The following is an 18,176-nucleotide window of genomic DNA, read 5'->3' on the forward strand; positions in this document are numbered from 1 at the left end:
GCGGTTATACCCCCTGGATGGTATTTCTGCCACTGGCGGTGGAGACGTCGAATTGGCCGGTTACCGCGGCCGTAATGAGCGATTGGCGGCGTTCCGCGAGAAGTTCCATCTGACGAATCAGCAGCGACTTCATCGATACGTCACGCCGATGCGCGCTATCCAACTCTGCAACGACCACCGCCTGCAAACCTGGATCAGGAAAAGGAAATCGCTGCGGTTTCAGCTGTTCACGAGTCAAATGCGTCATCGTGCTGGTATTTCCCTGGACCGCAAATACTCCGAGCCGTTCTGCCACCAGCAAACAGTAATACAACCAGCGCGACAGATCGTTGCCACGAGCCCGAATCCGATGTAGCGCCTTCTGGTAGTATATCTCGTTGATCGAGCCATCCCAAAGCGCTGCACGCCCTGGCCAACTACCACCCTCGCACACAAGTAAGTCTCCGGCGCGAAGACGATAGCGTTCCTGCTCCGCCGGAGGAAAATCCATATAGGCGAGGCTCTCCATGTCGAGATGGTCCCATTGCACGTTCGCGACCCTGAGGTACGGCCGGAGATACTCCCCGGCCACTCTGTCCTGGTTCAGCATCTTGCCCAGTTCGACGTCAAATGAATAGCTGACTGCGGCAATTCTCCAGGCCTGCGGTACCGAGCCCAACCACGGAAGTCCACTCTCCTTCCGTTGACCATCCACATTGCGCCCTCGAATTGCATCGAATGCGCGACTTACCTCTGAGCTATCGACTAGCGAAAGTTGATCTCGGCGAATGCGAACTATCTGGTCTATGCGGGAGGTTTCGGCGTCGAGGAAATCTGCGATGCGGCGCTGCTCCTCCAGCGGAGGCAATGGGGTTCGAAGCTGCTCGATGTCTGGCATGTAGATCGTCTTGTGAGTGGACCCCATCGCGACGCGCTTTAGATCAGGCGCCATACCCCTGAGAACGTGAAGGAGAAATCGGGAGTCCAGCCGAGAATCACATGTCCATGTTGCGAAATCCTGACTGGTCGCCATCGCAGAACCCATTATCGCCGAAAACCCAACCGATGCTGTTCGCGACAAGATTACAGTGCCAGCCGGATGCAACGTCGCAGATGAGTTCGCCATCCCAACCTTGCTGATCTTCTCTTTGGTTGTCGAGATTACGTCCACGCCGCCACCCCTGAGCTGCCAAACATCCGCGAGGGTGACCCAAGGAACCGTGCAGTCTTCCCAATACTCCGGAACCTTGCGGCTCGGCGTGTGCCCGGAGCCTAACCGTGCAACAAGTCGGATCGGCACGGTTGGCCAACGGGCGGCCACCAGCCACGGCGCGATGTTGCCGCCGCTCAACGAGTCACCCCCTCGAGAAGCATCTTAATCTCCGATTCCAGCGTACGCAATTCAGCGTCGATCACCGCCAATGGCCGCGGAGGTTCGTACACATAAAAGTGCCGCGTGAATGGGATCTCATAGCCAACCTTGGTCTTGCTGTGGTCGATCCACGCATGTGGAACATGTGGAATAACTTCGCGTGCGAGGTACTCCTCGACATCTTCCTTCAGCGGAACGTTTTCATAGTCGCGCAGCTCCGGGTCAGGTTCGGGTTCGCCTTTGATCATTTGAACTTCCCCATGCGCGTCGCGGATTCCGACGGCATCACGGAGGACCTTGGCGAATGGCGCGCCGGAGGGCCATGGTTCGCCGGCTCCGACCACTGCGTCTTTCAGCGTGTTGATAGTTTCGGTTTTGGTCTTCCATCCGGTCCCGGCCAACGGTTGCAACAGCTTCCGGAAGGCTGCGGTATCGGAGTAGAGCTTTCCGATCGGACCGGAGCTCTCCAGCTTGTCGAGCGCTTCCTCCGTGAGCTCGAACCGCAACGTGAGAGGGCGTTCGACGGTGATCCGCCGGTACCCGAAGTCACTATTGTCGAACACCTTCACTTTACCGTGCTGCGCGTGCTCCGGATCGGCTGCCGCATCGATGGCGTCGCGGTACAGCACCGTGATGTCCTCGATCTGCGAATCTGACACTCGTTTACGCTTGTCGCCGAGCGACTTTCGCATCTTCTCCGAGTACTCCCGCGCGTCCAGTAGCACCACCTTGCCCTGGTTCGCGGGGGCCTTACGATTGGTGAGGATCCAGAAATATGTCGAGATACCGGTGTTGTAGAACAGCTGATCCGGTAGCGCGACAACCGCTTCCAGCCAATCGTTCTCGATGATCCACTTGCGAATATTGGATTCACCGGACTCAGCGGCGCCCGTGAACAACGGTGAGCCGTTAAAGACGATGGCGACCCGACTACCGCCAGCCGAGGCCGGGTTCATCTTGCTCAACATGTGCTGCAGGAACAACAGCGAGCCGTCGTTGATGCGGGGTAGCCCGGCGGCGAACCGGCCAGCCTCACCGAGACTCTTGTGCTCCCACTCGACAGCCTCCTTCACCTTCTTCCATTCCACACCGAACGGCGGGTTGGCGAGAAGGTAGTGGGCCTTGAGGTGCTGGTGGCCGTCATCGCTGAACGAGTTGCCGAAAGCGATATTGCCAGGGTTCTGACCTTTGATCATCAGGTCGGATCGGCAGATCGCCCAAGATTCGGGGTTGAGTTCCTGGCCGTAGACCTCCACGCGCGCTTGCGGATTCAGCGCGGTGATGTGTTCTTCAGCGGCGCTGAGCATGCCGCCGGTGCCGCAGGCGGGGTCGAGGACGCGGCGGGTGACGCCGGGCATCTTAATCAGTTCGGCGTCGGGCGCGATGAGCAGGTTCACCATCAGCTCGATTACCTCGCGCGGGGTGAAGTGCTCGCCGGCGGTCTCGTTGGACTGCTCCGAGAAGCGGCGGATGAGCTCTTCGAAGATGTAGCCCATGTTGTGGTTGGAGACCACCTCGGGACGCAAGTCGAGGTCGGCGAACTTGCCGATCACCTTGTAAAGCAGGTCAGCGCTGTCGAGCTTGCGGATCTGCTGGGCGAATTCGTACTTCTCCAGCACCTCGGCGGCGTTCGGGGAAAAGCCGCCGATGTAGGTGAGCAGGTTCTTGGCGACGTGGTTGGGGTCGCCGAGGACCTTCTTCAGGCTCAGGTCGGTGGCGTTGTAGAACGCGGTGCCCGAGGCGCGGCGCAGGAACGGGTCGACGTCCACATCGCCGCCACTCATCTGCTGGGCGACGGCATGCACCTTCTCGCGGGTCGGTTCGAGCACACATTCCAACCGGCGCATCACGGTGAACGGCAGGATCACCTTGCCGTAGTCGGACTGTTTGTAATCGCCGCGCAGCAGGTCTGCGACCGACCACGCGTGGTTGGCCAGTTCGGAGTGCTTGTTGGTGTTCACTTCCTGCCTCTCTGCGGCTTCGGCTCCTCGGAGCCCGGGGTGTTCGGTGGTTCCAGTGCGCCGGCTGTGAGACCGGTGCCGAGCAGACCCGCCAATTCGGTGACCGAGTCGGCGGCGCGGCGGGCGGTGACCCGCAGGTCGTGCAGGTGACGGAAGGCAGCGCCGTAACGCTGCTGCTGCGCCAATGGGAGCAACGGTATGCGAATACGGGTCGGGTCGTTGCGGATCGTGGTGCCCATGGTGGCGTGCGAGTTCTCGGGGCTGCCGACGAACCCGGCGAGGAACCAGGGATCGAGGCGGGCCGGCTCGGTGCGCAACACCATGAGCTGGGGACCGACGACGGCGCCCACATCGGACTTTCCCGCCACCCTGGCGCGCACTGATTCCGATCGGCTTCCGGCGATCCGCGGAACCAGCACATCGTTGAGTTCTATGAGCTGGGTGGACAGTCTCGACTGCTCCCCCAGCACACCCGTCGGCTCGGTACCGGTCACCACATCACGCACCTCCAGGACGGGACGCCCTGCATCCTCACCGGTGGATCGCTCTTCGGGCAGCGGCTGCGCTTGTAGTCGGCGTAGCGCGCCGCCTGCGGCCAGGTCGGCGAGGGTGGCGGTGCGCCACGTGGTGCTATCGATCCGCTGCCAGTCGCCGAGTTGACTTGTCACAGAGACCAACTCGTCTACGCGCTCGGCCAGTTGGACCTGCGCCAGCCGGGCCGTGTCGGCGAGACCGGCGGCGTCAAGGGCGGCCCGCACATACCTGGCGGGCGTGAGGTCGACCTCGTCGTCGAGCAGATCCATCACCCGCACCGGCGTCGCCGCATCATCGATCACCGCCGAGCCGGGCACGCCCTCCTCGAAGCCACGCCACGCATCGACGACGGCATTGGTGAGCAGCTCCCAGTCGATCCGGCCGCGTTCCACGCCCGCGAGCAGGGAACAGTCTGCGAGCCACACCTCGTCCGGTACTGGCAGCGCGGGGTCAGGGCGTCGCAGCACCCACAATTGCAAACCGATATGCATAGGCTGGGCCGCGCCGGGCGGCAAGGCGATCACCGAACGCAACGCCCCCGCCCGCAGCAGAGCCGCCCGGATACGCCGACCGGAGGTCCGCATCGCCATCGCGGGCGGCAGCAGCAACAACGCGACGCCGCCGGGACGCAGATGCGCCAGGGAGTGCTGCACCCAGGCAAGCTCGGATTCGCTGCGCGGCGGCGGTCCGTACTCCCAGCGGGGATCGAGCGCGAGGTCTTCGGAACCCCAATCACGTTGCCCGTACGGTGGATTGGTGAGGACCGCGTCGACCTGAAGGCCAGCGAAGCCGTCGTCGAACAGACTGTCACCGGTATGCACCGTCACCTCGGCCGCTGGGGCCAGTAGCCCGACCAGGACAGCCGTGCGCTCGGCTTGTACCGGCAATACGTCCTGCCCGTAGTACGCGTGCGCGCCGGTGCCGACAGCTTCGGCCAGCAGCGTTCCTCCACCGCAGGCGGGGTCGAGAATCCGCTCGGGTGTCACTCCAGCCGCCAGCACCAGCTCGACCATCAGCCGGGCAATCGGTATCGGCGTCGAATACACCCCGGTTGTCGGCCCCTCCTCCAGCCCACGCTCGGACAGCACGTCGAGCACCGCCCGCGGACCGGAATCCATGGCCAGCGCCCTGATCGCTGCGCCGACTGCGGCCGGCATATCCGCGAGTTCCACTGCGGCGCTCTCTGTCTCGAGAAGCTCCGGCAGCGACACGATCAATCTCGGCACCTGTCCGGGAAGTACGTGCGTCCGCAGCAACGTCCGCAATCGCGCCGATGGCGTTTCCGCCGCCTCGACCCCGTGCGCGTCGAGCCACCGCTGGACTTCGGTCAGGTCGAACAGTGGCCGCGACTCACTGCCACCCGACGCGGCCGGGAAGTTCGCATGCCTGCGTCGCCAGTTGCTCACGGTCGCGCGGGTGACACCGGCCAACCGGGAGATCTCCGCGGCGGTCACCAGCGGTGCGGTCTCCGACATAAGCCTCCTCCATCCCACATGTACACACTATGTGTTCCTACAGCTTTGCCTAGAGGCAAGCGGAAGTCAATCGCAAACTATTGATTGACAATGCTTTCACTGTCTCGTAAAGTTCCGCTCAGGCCGATCGGCCGCACCCGTCCACGAATCACTGTGGGCGACAGGGGTTATCACGCATCGGATGCACAGCGACCGGCAACGCCACGTCGCAGCGTTCGGGAAGGGGAGACATGGCTAGCCATCGAAAGCATCGCGGTCACCGCCGTCCGCACCGCACTACCCGTGAACTCACGGTGCGCAGCGGCGCCGACCTCCGGCGCCGGTACGCCGGAATACCCACCACTCGGTGTGCCGGCGGAAAACGTCGGTATTTCAATCGCGGCGATGCGGAGCTCGTGCTAGCCAACCTCGGCCCACAGCGCCGGGAGAAGCGGTCCTACGAGTGCCCCGGATGCCACGGCTGGCACCTGACCAGTCAGACCCTGGACGAATACCGCACGAGCCAGCTCGAACCGCGCCCCACCAGCCTCCGATTCACCGATATTCCGGCATCAGGGCGGGTGCCGAACCCTGCCGAGCTCGCCGCGCGATCGCCGGCGCGGCGGGGCACTGCGGTCGTGCCACCACGTCCGGCGGGCCGGACCTACTCAGACCACGGCAAACGTCTCCGTTTCCGGGCCCACGCGGTCGTCCGGTGGGCGCTACGGGCGCTGCGCAGTCGATAACCATCCCATTCCCTCGCGGCGGACCGAGCCCCCCGCCTGCCCACCCCAAAAGGAAATCGAGTGACTGACAACCTCTCCTTCGCGGCCTTCGACGTCGAGACCGCAAACCCCAAACACGGCAGCATCTGCGCAATCGGCGTCGCCGTCGTTCACAAAGGCGTTCGGGTAGCGACACATTCGTGGTTGTGCCGCCCACCTGCGACGGTCGGCGAGTTCGCGCCCCGCAACATGGGAATCCACAAGATCACCCCGAGCACGGTGGCCGGGGAGCCCACCTTCGCGCAGCGATTGCCTGAACTTCTGGACACGATCGGTGACCTACCGGTGGTAGCGCACAACGCAGTCTTCGACATGGGAAACCTCACCCGCGCTTGTGAATTCAGCGGCGTCATGTTGCCGGGATGGCAGTACGGGTGCACCTACGCCTGGTCGAAGCGACAGCTGCTGCTCGGTGGCCACAAGCTCAATCAGGTCGCTGCGGCGCTCGGGATCACCCTCGACAACCACCACGACGCCGGTGCCGACGCGGCCGCCGCCGCCGACATCGCGATCGCGCTGGCACGAATGGCTGGTGTACGCGATCTCGCAGATCTGGCGCGGTTCAACGGAACCCGACTGACTCACCTCAGTGGAGTACGGCGATGAACGATCCGATCGACACGCCGAATGGCCTCCCCGGAAACCCGCCTGCGGTCCATACTCCGACCACCCTGGCGGCAAATCATTATTTAGCCCGTCACCCGGCCCCGGCCGCCAACTCACCCGCTCGACCGCACCCGGTGCCGCCGCGATCCGCTCCACCGATACCCAACTATCACGCTGCGCCACAACCTGTTCCGCATGGATACGGGATGCCGCCCGGCTACCCGATGCCGATCGTCTCCATCACCCAGAACAACGGGATCGGCGCGGGCCCGATCGTCGTCCGGCGCGGGGTCAATCACGGTCTGCATCTGGTCCTGACACTTGTCACGTGCGGACTGTGGCTGCCGATTTGGATCATCGTCGCCATCCTTGACGCGATGAAACGACCGTGAGCACCCCGTTCGCCTGAGCATGTTCTCGAAGTCCAATCGCCCTCCCAGAGGGCGGCATACACATCGAAGAGAAGGCAGAAGTCTTGATGAACTACCAATCCGCACAGTGGAATTCGACAGGTCTGTTGGCAAGGCTCGTTCGTGGACTGGGATTCAGCGCCGTGACCATGGTCGCTGTCACCGGGTGCGGTGTAGGCCAAGGCACCGACACGGCGACTCCTATTGCCACATCATCAGTTCGGGTGACAACTGGTGCTCCATCGGTCACGCCCATCCGGATGGTGCCGACTACGACCGCAGTCGCGGCCGCGCCGACGACGGCCGTTGTTCCGGTCGCGCCGCCTACTACCGTCGCTGCTCCTACCGTCCTCATGCCCGCGGTGGTGTGAATGAATCTGCAGGAGGCGCAGAACCGGATTCAAGCGGCCGGCGTCTTCTTCTCCCGTTCAACCGACGCGACCGGGAAAGGACGAGCCCAAGTGCTGGACCGCAATTGGGTCGTGGTGGCACAAAACCCGGCGCCGGGCGTCCCGATCGGCGAGGGACAGGCCGTGCTGTCGGTGGTGAAGTACGGCGAATCCAACCAATGCTGACCCGGGCGATTCCCACCGCGGGGACCGTTCCTGCACGGATCGTCCGGTGGCTGGAACCAGACGGCGACTGACGACTGCCGCGCCCCCATCAATCCGAACCACAGGGAGAAACCGTGCACGGCTTCGCAATCGTCGATAGGCAACCGGTCGCCGACGTCACCGCCATCTGGCAGACCACCCGCACCGAAAACCTCGTTCGCCACACTAATGCGGTGGTCATCGAGCACAACGACCCTGAATACAACACGAAGGTCCAGTCGCTCACAGCGAATCGGTGCGTAGTTCTCACTCAGGGCTCCGAACTCCCACCCAAGCTGGTGCACGCACAGCACATCGACTTCCTCGACGACTTCCTCGACCGAATCACTGCTCATCAAGGCCGCATCCTCGAGGCGACCACGAACTATTCACGGCGAGAAAAGACGAAACTGATTTGTCCGCAATTTGCGCCGGTCGCAGCACTCGCCGCACCCGAGGCCGACGAACCTCGATTCCGTGCGCTGGCGGTCGCCAACTATGTCTGTGCGATGTGGACGGCATGGCTATCGGCCGAGGAACAACGTGTCCGCCGAACGGTGTCGCCGAAGACCGGCAACTCACCTTGGATCATGACGCCAGACCTCAGCAGCCGAACCATCGCAGAATTTCCGACCGGTTTCGCCGAGGGCGTGAAGCCCAACTCTCGGTAGACCTGCGGTGAGATCCGTAAATTCGTCAGCTCGCGATAGGCATGCTCCAAGCCTCACCGATGGTGGGGACTCCACTCATTCGACCAGGGGGATCGTCCATGCAGCAATCGCCATCCGCCACCACTACTTCCGATGTTTCAACAGGTCGGCTCATCGACCTTGTCACAGCGGCCGTGACCGTCGACACGACGTTGCCGACGGCAGTTGCCGAGACGATACTGGCAGCCTTCCCCGAGAGCGCTACCCCCACGACGTCCGACGCGGGTGGGGCGTTGGCAGGGATGTTCGTCCGCTCGATCACGGTCAACGGGTTCCGAGGGATCGGACGTGAGACCCGTCTACCCGTACAACCTTCGCTCGGTTTGACGCTCGTGGTCGGCCGAAACGGTTGCGGCAAGTCCAGTTTCGCCGAGGCCGCAGAGTTCGCGCTCACTGGCGACAACCAGCGGTGGGCGAACAGGTCCAAGATCTGGAAGGACGGTTGGCGAAACCTGCACGAGGGCACGACACCACGAATCGCTGTCGAACTGCAGACCGAGTGCCCTGACAACCCGTTGACGATCACTGGAAGCTGGGGTGCGAGCACAGCTCTCGACGCAGGAGAGTGGACTGCGAAACGCAAGTCGGGTGAGGCCGGCCCACTGGATCGTTCGCAACTCGCCCAGCCGCTCGAGCTGTACCGACCCTTCCTGTCCTACAGCGAGCTGGGGTCCCTCATCGACGGGACACCGAGCGGAATGTATGACGCGCTACACAGCTTGCTCGGCCTCGATGACCTGACGACCGCGCTGGCATCGCTGCAGCGCAAGCGCCTCGACCTGGACAAGGCACTCAAGGACGTCAAGCGCGGCAAGGACTCACTGATCTCGGAACTCGCGATCGTCGAAGACGATCGGGCACGAGTGGTCGAAAAACAGCTGCAGGCACGCATTGTCGATGTCGACGCCATTTCCCGGACGGTGGTCGGTTCCGGCGAGGCGTCCGGAACCGGATCAGCCCTGTCGGCGGTGACAGCCGTCGAGCTACCGACGGAAGAGGCCGTCTCCGAAGCCCTTGCACAACTCACGACCGCGACCAGTCGCCTCCTCGGAGCCGCAACCTCGGACGCCGAGTCGAGTGCCAAATTGCTGAAGCTCTTGACGCTGGCGTCGGAATTCACGGATGGCGCCGACTGCCGATGCCCAGTGTGCGGCGAAGGTGAACTCGACGAACGGTGGCGAGGCAATGCTCGACAGACCGTCGCCGAGATCCGGACCCGCACAACAGAGCTCGCCGAGGCGGAACGACAGCACAGCACGGCATCGGCCGCCGTTCGCCAGCTGATCAGACCGCTCCCCGCGATCCTGTCGAACTGCCCGATCGAGTCGGGTGACGCCGTCAACGCGTGGCGGCAATGGGCCGAGCTCGCTACCGCCGAACCTGCAGCGCTGCCCGCCCAGCTGCGAGACCGACATCGGCGGGTTCACGAGGCATTTGCCGATCTGAAGACCCGTGCTCACACCGAACTGGCTCGGCTCGACGACGTGTGGTCACCCCTTGCCCGACAGGTCGCCACCTGGGCCGACAGCGCTAGTGCGTGCGTCGGCGCGGCCGAAGAACTGAAGACGGTCAAGACCGCGGAGATCTGGCTCAAGAACGCGGCTGTAGCACTACGCGACGAGCGGATGCGACCGCTGACCGAACTGTCGCAGCGGGTCTGGACGACACTGCGGCAGCAGAGCAATGTCGAGCTCGGCGGTGTCGTACTGGAAGGCACGGCACAAACTCGACGGGTCAGCCTCGACGTGACAGTCGACGGTGTCGCCGGAGCGGCTCTCGGGGTCATGAGCCAGGGCGAGCTGCACTCGCTCGGACTCTCGTTGTTTCTCCCCCGAGCCACAGCTGAACAGAGTCCATTCCGATTCCTGATGATCGACGACCCCGTCCAGTCGATGGACCCGACGAAGGTCGATGGGTTGGCTCGAGTGCTCGCCGACGTCGCTCGCACGAGGCAAGTGATCGTATTCACCCACGACCTGCGGCTTCCAGAAGCAGTGCGGCGCCTGCAGATTCCCGCGACGGTCCTCGACGTTCAGCGCCGGGAACGATCTGTAGTCGAAGTCCGGGTTTCAATCAACCCGGTCCGCCGCTACATCGACGACGCCCGCGCTCTGAGCCTCACCCGTAATCTTCCGCGCGAAGAAGCCGACGAGATGATCGCGCTCTGCTGCCGACTCGCGATCGAATCCGCCGCCACCACCCAGGTCAGGAGAGTCCTCGGCGAGCACGGGTTCCGGCAATCCGACATCACCGAACAGCTCGACAAAGCCGAACGCACCGTGCAGAAGCTGGCACTGGCTGTGTTCTACGACCGGACCAGGGAATCCGACATTCTCGCCCACCTCGACCGCGAGCTCGCCCCCTGGGCCTCGACCGTTGTCCGGATGTGCAACAGCGGTGCCCATGGCAGCACCCGTGACGAACTCGGCGACCTGATCAACCGCGCGGAAAGGATCGCCAAGTGGCTCAACCGTTGAGCTCCGTCAACTCGCGTCTTCGGACCGCAGACAACCTCATCACGGACGCAGGATCCGATATTGGTGGGATGTGGCCCCGAGCCAGCGCCTGGATGTTGCGAATCGCCATGGAGCAGGCTATTCGGGAATTGTGGCGAGCCGTTTCACCGAAGATGGAGCGAGTGACAGTGCGAGCGCAACTTCTCGTGCTACCCAAGTACATCGGTGAGGAAGCGGCCGGCGAAGCGCGACTGCTGTGGTCAGAGCTGTCGACGACGGCACACCACAACGACTATCAGCTCGCTCCGGCCGTCGAGGAACTGCGGCGCTGGCAGGAAGCCGCCGAACGAGTTGCCAATGCAATCGACGCCGCGATCAGCGCAAGAAACGCTGGCGCGACACCACCGAGCGGCTGACGAGCGAATCCAGTAGTACTGAATTCAGTTCCAAAACCCTTCACAAGAATAAATCTGACGACAGAACAATCTCGCAATCGAGCATTATTTATTTGCAATCATGCGGGACTTCAGATTAACTTCCCACACACAATCCGGCACCAGTTCTCCACCTTCGTATTTTGTGGTTGCCACAATGTCAGCGCCAGCTTCTGTCAGGTAGTGAATTTCATCGCGGAAGTTCAGATCCGTACGCCTCACCAGGCCGCCGCGCGGCGCGATCACAGAATGTAGATCGTCGAAGTATATTTTCTCTGGCATATCGGCTACCAATGCCGCAACCGGAATGGGGATCGAAGTCCCCCACTCTAGGCGGTGCACTGACAACTTTATCCCGAAGGATACCCACCCCTCTTCCTTATCGGGATTGAAATCTATTTGAACCAACCCGTAGTCGCGTCGCATCCAAGCACGTTTTTTTTCAACTTCCTCATAAAATTCAGAATCGCCCATTATCTGGTCGACACTTCTTACACTCGCCCCATTGCGGAGTCCGAACAGAGAATCGGAAATCGCTACTTCTGCAATGAATTCATGAAACCCCATCAGCATCGACCTCGCGCTCCTCTTCGTTTGCACACGTCGCACTCTCGACGAATATCCAGAAATATCTGATGCATCATTCTATACGCTCAAGCGCCTTAATGAGGAAGTTCATCTCTGCCGCCTTGTTCTTTGCGTTTCCCCAATTGTGCGCGTTCATCTCTGTCATTGCCGCCCGCGATTTATCAATCAGGTCCGCTCGAAGATCGGCATTGGAGTATATCTCGGATACGACGCGGCGTAGCTGAGCATCATTCGGCGTACCGTTCGACATTCGCAAGCCTTCTACGCCGATCGACCCGTCATGATGGGCAAACACACGTACTTCCTTGCCACCAATGTGCACATGCGCCCCCTTCGTCGCCCAGTCCGCGCTCATCGATGAGACCCTGACAGGGCAGGGCGTTAGCCCAAGAGGGTCGGCCCATGTCGTGGGGTTATCTGGATAAATGTTGGGGTTGGGCGACGGCGTAAGACCCAGAATGTCTTGAGTGAGGTAGCGGCCGGTTTCCGGGTCATAGTAGCGATGGAGGTTGTAGTGGAGTCCGGTTTCCGGGTCGTATTGTTGACCCTGGAAGCGATGCGGGGTGTCGGGGCCGGTCCAGACCGTTTGCCCCCAGAGCGTTGCGGTCGCCGTTGAGCCTACTTCTCCGGTTGCTGGATCAGCGAGGTGACTCGGACTGCCTTCTAGATTGGTGACGATCGCCCAGAATCTGTCGTCGACAGATTGAGTCAGGGGGATGTGGGTTGTGGGATGGTTGGTCCAGGTGTGGGTACGCGCGCCGGCGTAGTTTGCGGTCGATTGTTCGGTGAGATGGACCCCGTCCCAGGCGAATTTGGTATAAGTGTTGCTGGCGTAGTGTTGCTTGCTGGTTCGGCGACCGAATGCGTCGTAGGTGTAGTACCAGGTGGTGTTGTCCGGAGTGGTTGCTTCGACAAGTTGGTCGAAGGCGTTATACCGGTAGTGCCAGATAGCTGGCTTACGGGAAATCCGGGTCTTTTCTTTGCGGACAAGGCGACCAGCCGTGTCGTAGAAGTAGCGGGCACGTCCGGTGCGGACGAGGAGGTTGTTGCGGTACTCCGCACGCTGGTCTGTGGAAGGCACGTCCATTTGGTAACCGGCGGCAATGGGATCGGGTGGTACCGGTGATGCCGGAACCGCGACAGTGGTGAGATTCGACAAGGCGTCGTAGGTGTATTCCTCGGAGGTCCCGGCGCCCGGGCTCGCAATGCGGGTGATGCGACCGATAACATCCAGGGTGTAGTCGCGCCGTCGGCTCGATGCGGGCGTGGTAGTGGTCTGGCTCGTAACGCACCCATCCGGACGCCAGGTGTAATCGTCGCGCTCGAGCAATTGGGTGGGTGAGCTGGTCCGCGGATCGAGCTGGACGAGTTCGCGGCTGAGGGTATAGCCGGCGGGACTGTAGGTATTGTGTTGGCCGATCCCCGCACTGCGCCAGCTATTCTGACGCCCCATCGCATCGTGGGTGAAGTCGAATCGGTGCCCGCGTGAGGTTAGGGCGGCGACTTGTCCTGTCGGCGTGTGTTCGTACGTGGTTGTCGCGCCACTGGGAGTCGTGTATCCAATTCGGCGACCGTGACGATCGTAGTCATAGGCAATGGTTTGGCTGTCGACACGTTGGGCGAGCATGCGCCCTGCCGCGGTGTGTTCGAAAGTGACAGTGTGGATGGTGCTGTTGTGGTTGCCGTTTCGAGCAGTCGCGAGCCGGCCGGTCGGGGTATAGGTGTTGGTAATCCATTCACTGGTGTCGGTGCTGACGCCAGTGAATCGGCCGAGGACATCGTAGGTGAGGCGGCGTTGAACACCCGCAGGTGTCGTGATGATGGCAGGTCGATTGAGCAGGTCGAACTCGGTCTGGGTGACCGATCCGTTGTAGTCGGTTTCAGTGCGGACGTTGCCCGCCAGATCGTATTCGTAAGTCCAGGTGTCGCCGAGCGGGTTGGTGACCGAGGTGAGTCTGCCTTCGGTGTCGTGGGAGTAGGCGGTGATAGCGCCGTCGGGCGCTTCGCGGGTACTGACCAGGTCAAAGGTGCCGTAGGTGTAGCGGGTGAGCGCACCGATCTGGTTGGTGTGGGTAAGTAGGTTCGCTTCGCCGTCATAGGTCCACGACTGCGTCGTGCCATCGGTGTCTGTGTGGGAGAGCAGCTTTCCCTCGGCGGAATACCAGTGCGTGCTGATACCACCGACCGGGTCGGTAATGATGGTGGGCTGACCGAACATGTCGCGCTCGACAACAGTGACCGCGTTGCCGGGTTCGGTGATCCGGATCGGCAGGCCAGCGGCGTCGATGTCGATATGGGTTGTGGCGCCCGTCGACATCGTGATCGAAGCCGGAGCGCCGCACTGATGGTGGGTGTACGTGGTGGTCACACCGTCGGCATCGGAGATGCTGGTGAGGTTGCCGTCGTCGTCATATGTCCGGGTAATCGTCGTGCCGTCGACATCGCTCACAATGGCCGGACGGCGCGGTGCGGCGTAGCTGATCGAAATCACTTCCCGGTCTGGGCGGCGGAGCAGGACCAGATCGCCATCGAGGTTGTAGAGATAGGTGGTGATGTTGGCGTAAGCGTCGACATAGCGGACCGGCTGGCGGTACTCGTTGTAGTCGGTGACCGAGGACGCGCCACGCGGATCGATCAGGTTCCGAAGACACAGGTCTTCGTCGAACTCAAAGGTTGTAGTGGCGCCAAGCGAGTTGGTGTGGTGTGTGCGGACCCGCCGGAATTCGGGAAGGACTTCGTATGCGAAGGTCGCGGACAGGATTCCGTCGGACCCGACCTGCTTCACGACCCGTCCGGTCCGGTCGTAGGTGTTGTGCAATTCCGTACCGCGGGAGTCACGCCATGACAGCATCCGCGCGTCGCTGTCATACCGGTAGTGCGTGGCGGCGCCGACGCCGTCGATGACCGTGGTGAGATTACCTGTTGTGTAGATGAATTCACGAACTCGGGTTGTTGCGGGAGCACCGTCTGGATCTGCGCCTACGACGGCTAGACCAGTGACGCGAGCGCCTTCGGTGGTGATTTCGACACGGTAGCCACCGGAATGGGTGATATGGGTAGGCGTGCCCTCGGGGCTGTAGTGGAATCGGATGTGATTGTGGTGGCGGTCGGTAATCTCAGTGATCGCGTAGCCGTCGCCTTCAGTGCCGAACCCCGGCAGTGCAGGGTCCGGGATGAAACCCCAAGTAAGTTCGCGGTCCGAGTCGTGAACAAGATAGCCGCCAGTTTCGGTGCGCGTTATGGTCGCGCGGATTCCGTTGTGCACCGGGCGGACCGGGACGTCGGGAACGGTGTGGGGGAACTGCCACACCTCGCCGTCGGGTCCGACGAATCGGACTCCGACTTGGTCGACGGTCACCCGCATGTCAAGCGTGGCCGCCCACGACGGCCCGAACCAGCGACCGAACCGATACGACGAGCGATGGCGACGGGTGAGTACCAACGCCAACACGCCGGGGAGTTCGACATCGGTTGCAGGAAGGAGGAACTCACCGGTCGCGACGTCGACCGGGTCACCACAGTCGGTGGTTTGCTTCGCGGTCTTGTTCAGGTCCGGCTTCTCGGAGCCGGACTGGTCGGGAAGCTTGCTCGTCTCCGGCGTGCTCGCCGGTTTCGTGGTCCCTGGGGTGTCCGGGTTGTCAGTTGTCTTCGACGGTGTATCAGGTGTGCTGGCCGGATTCGTGGGCGTGTCCGGCTGTTTCGTAGTCGACGGTGTTGTCGAGGTGTCGGTGTTCTTCGTCGCCGCAGGACTAGTGGTGGTGGTGTCAGCGTTCTTCGAGGTCTTCGACGGGGTCTTCTTGAACGCCTTCGCGATATCACCGAACGCCGACTTCAACTGCTTGAGCAACGGCTTCAGCTTCGACATCGTCTTGGCCAACTTCGAAAACAACTTCGAAATCGTCGCCACAGTCTTCGCGATATACGCAGTCGCCTGGACCGCGACCAACGGAGTCGCCAAACCGACCGAGAACACCAACTCCGCCGCCCACACCGCAAGACGACCGACAGTCTGTGCGACCAGGTCACGCACAGTTTCGCGGACCGCGGCCACGATCCCACCCGCCATACGGATCGCTGAAGCTGCCGCAGTCGCGGCGGTGTTGGCCGCAGTGAGCAAGTTGGTGGTGTTCGACGCCGCCGATTTGTAGGCGGTGGCGGTTTGACCGGTCCAGTCCGCGACATCGGCTGTAACTGCGGCGTTCTGGGCGGTCGCTACCTCGCTGATCCGGGCGGCAACGTTGTCCCAGGTCTTGGCATAAGCCTCGATCTGGGCAGGGTCACCCGCGATCCAATCCAAAGCATCCTGCAATGGTTGACAGTGTTCGATCAGCCAGCCGACGCCGTAACCGGCCAAGGTCCCGAGGGGGTCGACGACGAGGGAGACGGCTTCGGCACCGAGACCGGCGACGCCGAGACCGACCTCGATCCAGGAACCTCCCGAGATCGCGTCGGACAGGTCGGTGACCGAGCTGACCAAGCTGATCCCGGTGGACCAGTCGGTGGTGTCTTCCTTCGCAGCGATCAGCGGGTTGGCGGCCATTACAGACCGGACTCTTGAGTCTTGAGCGCGGCGGCGTTGGTGGTGTCACGGCCTGTGAACGCGTCCGCGACCGCGGTCAGGTTCGAACTGGTGTCACCGAAGGCATCGATGGCGGCCTGGATCGCGTCGATGCCATCGGTTTCGACCGAATCGACGAACAACGGACCGAGGAAGGCACACAGTTTCCCGAACGCATCCGACGGCGCAGAGACGGCTTGGGCTGCTTCGAGGGCTTCGGTCAACCCTGAACCGGCAGAGGTGACGTTGGTGGCGTGGGTTTTGATCTTGTCCGGGGAAATGCTGAGTTCCCCGCCTACGCCTGTCATATTCAGTGCCCCGCCCCTCGTGTGATGCCACCCCGGTCGGCGGGCACTTCCTGGCCCGTGACCTGCGATGTCGAACCTGATCGACCAGGTCGCCACCACCGAAATGAACCGGCAGGAAAGACCTGCGGCACGCAGTGCCAATCGCCGAGCGTAGCGGATACGACAGGGTTGGTATGTGCGGTGAAATCGATGGAACCGGAAGGAGCTTCGGTGCGTCTAAGGATGTGAGGGAGTGCCATCTTCTTGGCACATTGGGCTCACACGGCGGAGCATGGCTCGGCTGTGGGCGTCTCACGAACGGCGGGAACTCGCCAGCGTGAAATTGTGGGGCGGTGTCGTAGGCTATGCGGAATGACGGGGTGGCCGGGTGTCGGGAGGACTCGGAGCGGCCATGGGGTTGGAGCGGGGTCCGCCGGACGGTATGGCTCAGTGATCGGGAAAGACGGAGGATGCTCGTGCGGCGACGGTCTGCAGTGGTGACCACGGTGGTGTGTGGGGTACTCGCGGTGTCGGGGTGTTCCACCACCGAGAGCGGGAACGCACAGCCGAGTTCGGCTGACCCAGCGGCGGCTGCCGCGGCACTGTGGGATCCGTGCAGTCAGATCCCGGACTCGATGTTGACCAGATTGGGGCTCGACGTGGCGTCGAAGCGATCCGGCATCCTCGGGGCAGAAGAGCCAGGCTGGAAGATCTGCGCGTGGGATGACGCTAACTACCCCTCCGGCTTTGGCATCGGTGTCTTTTCAACGATCCACACGGTCGACGAAGTGCGGGCGAAGTCGACCAACATCGAGTTCAAGGACGTCGTGATCGCAGGCCGCGACGGTGTGCAGTTCCGGCAAAGCCACTACGACGCTAACGAAGACTGCTCGATCGTCTTCCCGACGTCGACTGGATTCACGCAACTCGACATGCTCAACAGCGGCGTCAAAGAGAAGTCAGTGCCGCCATGCCAACGACTGCAACCGATCGCGGAAGCGATCATCCCGCTCTTTCCCAAATAGAACTTTCGAAATTAGGGGGGTGTCATGACTTCAGAAGACGAGAAGTCCCGCTGGCAGTATCTGAACGAAGAGGCGAAGGCAGGCCGCCTCTACCTCGACCCCTCGGTCGCGACAAGTTGTCGCGACGCAAGCAACAAGCAGATCGACCTCTTTGTCCAACTGAAGAACGACCTACAGTACGTCTCCTCGGTGTCTGGTCTCGGCCGGTTCAATGCAGCTGACGAGCTTGCAAAGATGCTCGGCATGAAGGCCATTGGCGGAGAGCGTGATTTCGACACCGCCTTCAAAGAGCACATCGAGGTGCTGACGTTGATCCGGGACACCATCGAAATCTCCGTGAAAAAGTACGAGGACCAGCAAATAGCTCAAGCGCAGGCAACGAACGCGTTGGGCAACGGCTACTGATCCACCCCGACCGCTGACC

General features: G+C 62.1%; 14 protein-coding genes. 8 read left to right on the plus strand and 6 right to left on the minus strand.

Going from position 1 to position 18,176, the window contains the following annotated elements:
• Nucleotides 1-4 precede the first annotated feature (4 nt).
• From ACWGCN_RS21965 to ACWGCN_RS21975, 3 genes are read right to left on the minus strand one after another with little or no spacing between them, the layout of a single operon-like run.
• Nucleotides 5-1,330: a restriction endonuclease subunit S gene (locus tag ACWGCN_RS21965; RefSeq protein ID WP_379313764.1), complete on the minus strand. Its 1,326-nt coding sequence runs from the start codon at nt 1,328-1,330 to the stop codon at nt 5-7.
• Complete coding sequence (locus tag ACWGCN_RS21970; protein WP_452458302.1) at nt 1,327-3,312, minus strand: type I restriction-modification system subunit M; 1,986 nt, start codon at nt 3,310-3,312, stop codon at nt 1,327-1,329. Before ACWGCN_RS21970 ends, ACWGCN_RS21965 begins: the two co-directional genes overlap by 4 nt.
• On the minus strand, nt 3,309-5,321 hold the full coding sequence (locus ACWGCN_RS21975; protein ID WP_452458301.1) for an N-6 DNA methylase: 2,013 nt from the start codon (nt 5,319-5,321) through the stop codon (nt 3,309-3,311). The genes ACWGCN_RS21970 and ACWGCN_RS21975 overlap by 4 nt, the downstream gene beginning before the upstream one ends.
• Nucleotides 5,322-6,106: 785 nt before the next feature.
• Between ACWGCN_RS21975 and ACWGCN_RS21980 the strand changes: the two genes are divergently transcribed.
• From ACWGCN_RS21980 to ACWGCN_RS22005, 6 genes are all read left to right on the plus strand, one after another.
• Nucleotides 6,107-6,691 carry an exonuclease domain-containing protein gene (locus ACWGCN_RS21980; protein ID WP_452458300.1) on the plus strand — a complete coding sequence of 195 codons (585 nt, stop codon included), beginning with the start codon at nt 6,107-6,109 and terminating at the stop codon, nt 6,689-6,691.
• Nucleotides 6,688-7,083, plus strand: coding sequence for a hypothetical protein (locus ACWGCN_RS21985; protein WP_452458299.1), 396 nt, complete (start codon nt 6,688-6,690; stop codon nt 7,081-7,083). The genes ACWGCN_RS21980 and ACWGCN_RS21985 overlap by 4 nt, the downstream gene beginning before the upstream one ends.
• 389 nt (nt 7,084-7,472) lie before the next feature.
• Nucleotides 7,473-7,676, plus strand: a complete 204-nt coding sequence (locus ACWGCN_RS21990; RefSeq protein WP_379313771.1) for a PASTA domain-containing protein — start codon at nt 7,473-7,475, stop codon at nt 7,674-7,676.
• A 113-nt stretch (nt 7,677-7,789) separates the two neighbouring features.
• Nucleotides 7,790-8,365: a hypothetical protein gene (locus ACWGCN_RS21995; protein ID WP_452458298.1), complete on the plus strand. Its 576-nt coding sequence runs from the start codon at nt 7,790-7,792 to the stop codon at nt 8,363-8,365.
• A gap of 98 nt (nt 8,366-8,463) precedes the next feature.
• Nucleotides 8,464-10,881: an AAA family ATPase gene (locus ACWGCN_RS22000; RefSeq protein ID WP_452458297.1), complete on the plus strand. Its 2,418-nt coding sequence runs from the start codon at nt 8,464-8,466 to the stop codon at nt 10,879-10,881.
• Nucleotides 10,866-11,276 carry a hypothetical protein gene (locus ACWGCN_RS22005; protein WP_452458296.1) on the plus strand — a complete coding sequence of 137 codons (411 nt, stop codon included), beginning with the start codon at nt 10,866-10,868 and terminating at the stop codon, nt 11,274-11,276. The genes ACWGCN_RS22000 and ACWGCN_RS22005 overlap by 16 nt, the downstream gene beginning before the upstream one ends.
• An 84-nt stretch (nt 11,277-11,360) precedes the next feature.
• On the opposite strand, the gene ACWGCN_RS22010 is transcribed toward ACWGCN_RS22005, so the two are convergent.
• From ACWGCN_RS22010 to ACWGCN_RS22020, 3 genes are all read right to left on the minus strand, one after another.
• Nucleotides 11,361-11,867: a hypothetical protein gene (locus ACWGCN_RS22010; protein WP_452458295.1), complete on the minus strand. Its 507-nt coding sequence runs from the start codon at nt 11,865-11,867 to the stop codon at nt 11,361-11,363.
• 67 nt (nt 11,868-11,934) lie between these two features.
• Entirely contained in the window at nt 11,935-16,422 is a 4,488-nt protein-coding gene (locus tag ACWGCN_RS22015; protein WP_452458294.1) for a DUF6531 domain-containing protein, read from the minus strand.
• Nucleotides 16,422-16,844: a type VII secretion target gene (locus tag ACWGCN_RS22020; protein ID WP_452529083.1), complete on the minus strand. Its 423-nt coding sequence runs from the start codon at nt 16,842-16,844 to the stop codon at nt 16,422-16,424. Before ACWGCN_RS22020 ends, ACWGCN_RS22015 begins: the two co-directional genes overlap by 1 nt.
• Nucleotides 16,845-17,224: 380 nt before the next feature.
• Between ACWGCN_RS22020 and ACWGCN_RS22025 the strand changes: the two genes are divergently transcribed.
• Together ACWGCN_RS22025 and ACWGCN_RS22030 are read left to right on the plus strand one after the other, a co-directional pair.
• Nucleotides 17,225-17,752: a DUF3558 domain-containing protein gene (locus ACWGCN_RS22025; RefSeq protein ID WP_452458292.1), complete on the plus strand. Its 528-nt coding sequence runs from the start codon at nt 17,225-17,227 to the stop codon at nt 17,750-17,752.
• 24 nt (nt 17,753-17,776) lie between these two features.
• On the plus strand, nt 17,777-18,157 hold the full coding sequence (locus ACWGCN_RS22030; RefSeq protein ID WP_378992426.1) for a hypothetical protein: 381 nt from the start codon (nt 17,777-17,779) through the stop codon (nt 18,155-18,157).
• Nucleotides 18,158-18,176: the final 19 nt, after the last annotated feature.

It is taken from the genome of Nocardia sp. NPDC055050, from assembly GCF_053608345.1.

Coding starts and splice junctions, on each gene's coding strand:
- ACWGCN_RS21990 (WP_379313771.1), top strand. CDS start 7,473: ATGAATCTGCAGGAGGCGCAGAACCGGATTCAAGCGGCCGGCGTCTTC.
- ACWGCN_RS22030 (WP_378992426.1), top strand. CDS start 17,777: ATGACTTCAGAAGACGAGAAGTCCCGCTGGCAGTATCTGAACGAAGAG.
- ACWGCN_RS22010 (WP_452458295.1), bottom strand. CDS start 11,867: ATGCTGATGGGGTTTCATGAATTCATTGCAGAAGTAGCGATTTCCGAT.
- ACWGCN_RS22000 (WP_452458297.1), top strand. CDS start 8,464: ATGCAGCAATCGCCATCCGCCACCACTACTTCCGATGTTTCAACAGGT.
- ACWGCN_RS21985 (WP_452458299.1), top strand. CDS start 6,688: ATGAACGATCCGATCGACACGCCGAATGGCCTCCCCGGAAACCCGCCT.
- ACWGCN_RS21975 (WP_452458301.1), bottom strand. CDS start 5,321: ATGTCGGAGACCGCACCGCTGGTGACCGCCGCGGAGATCTCCCGGTTG.
- ACWGCN_RS22015 (WP_452458294.1), bottom strand. CDS start 16,422: ATGGCCGCCAACCCGCTGATCGCTGCGAAGGAAGACACCACCGACTGG.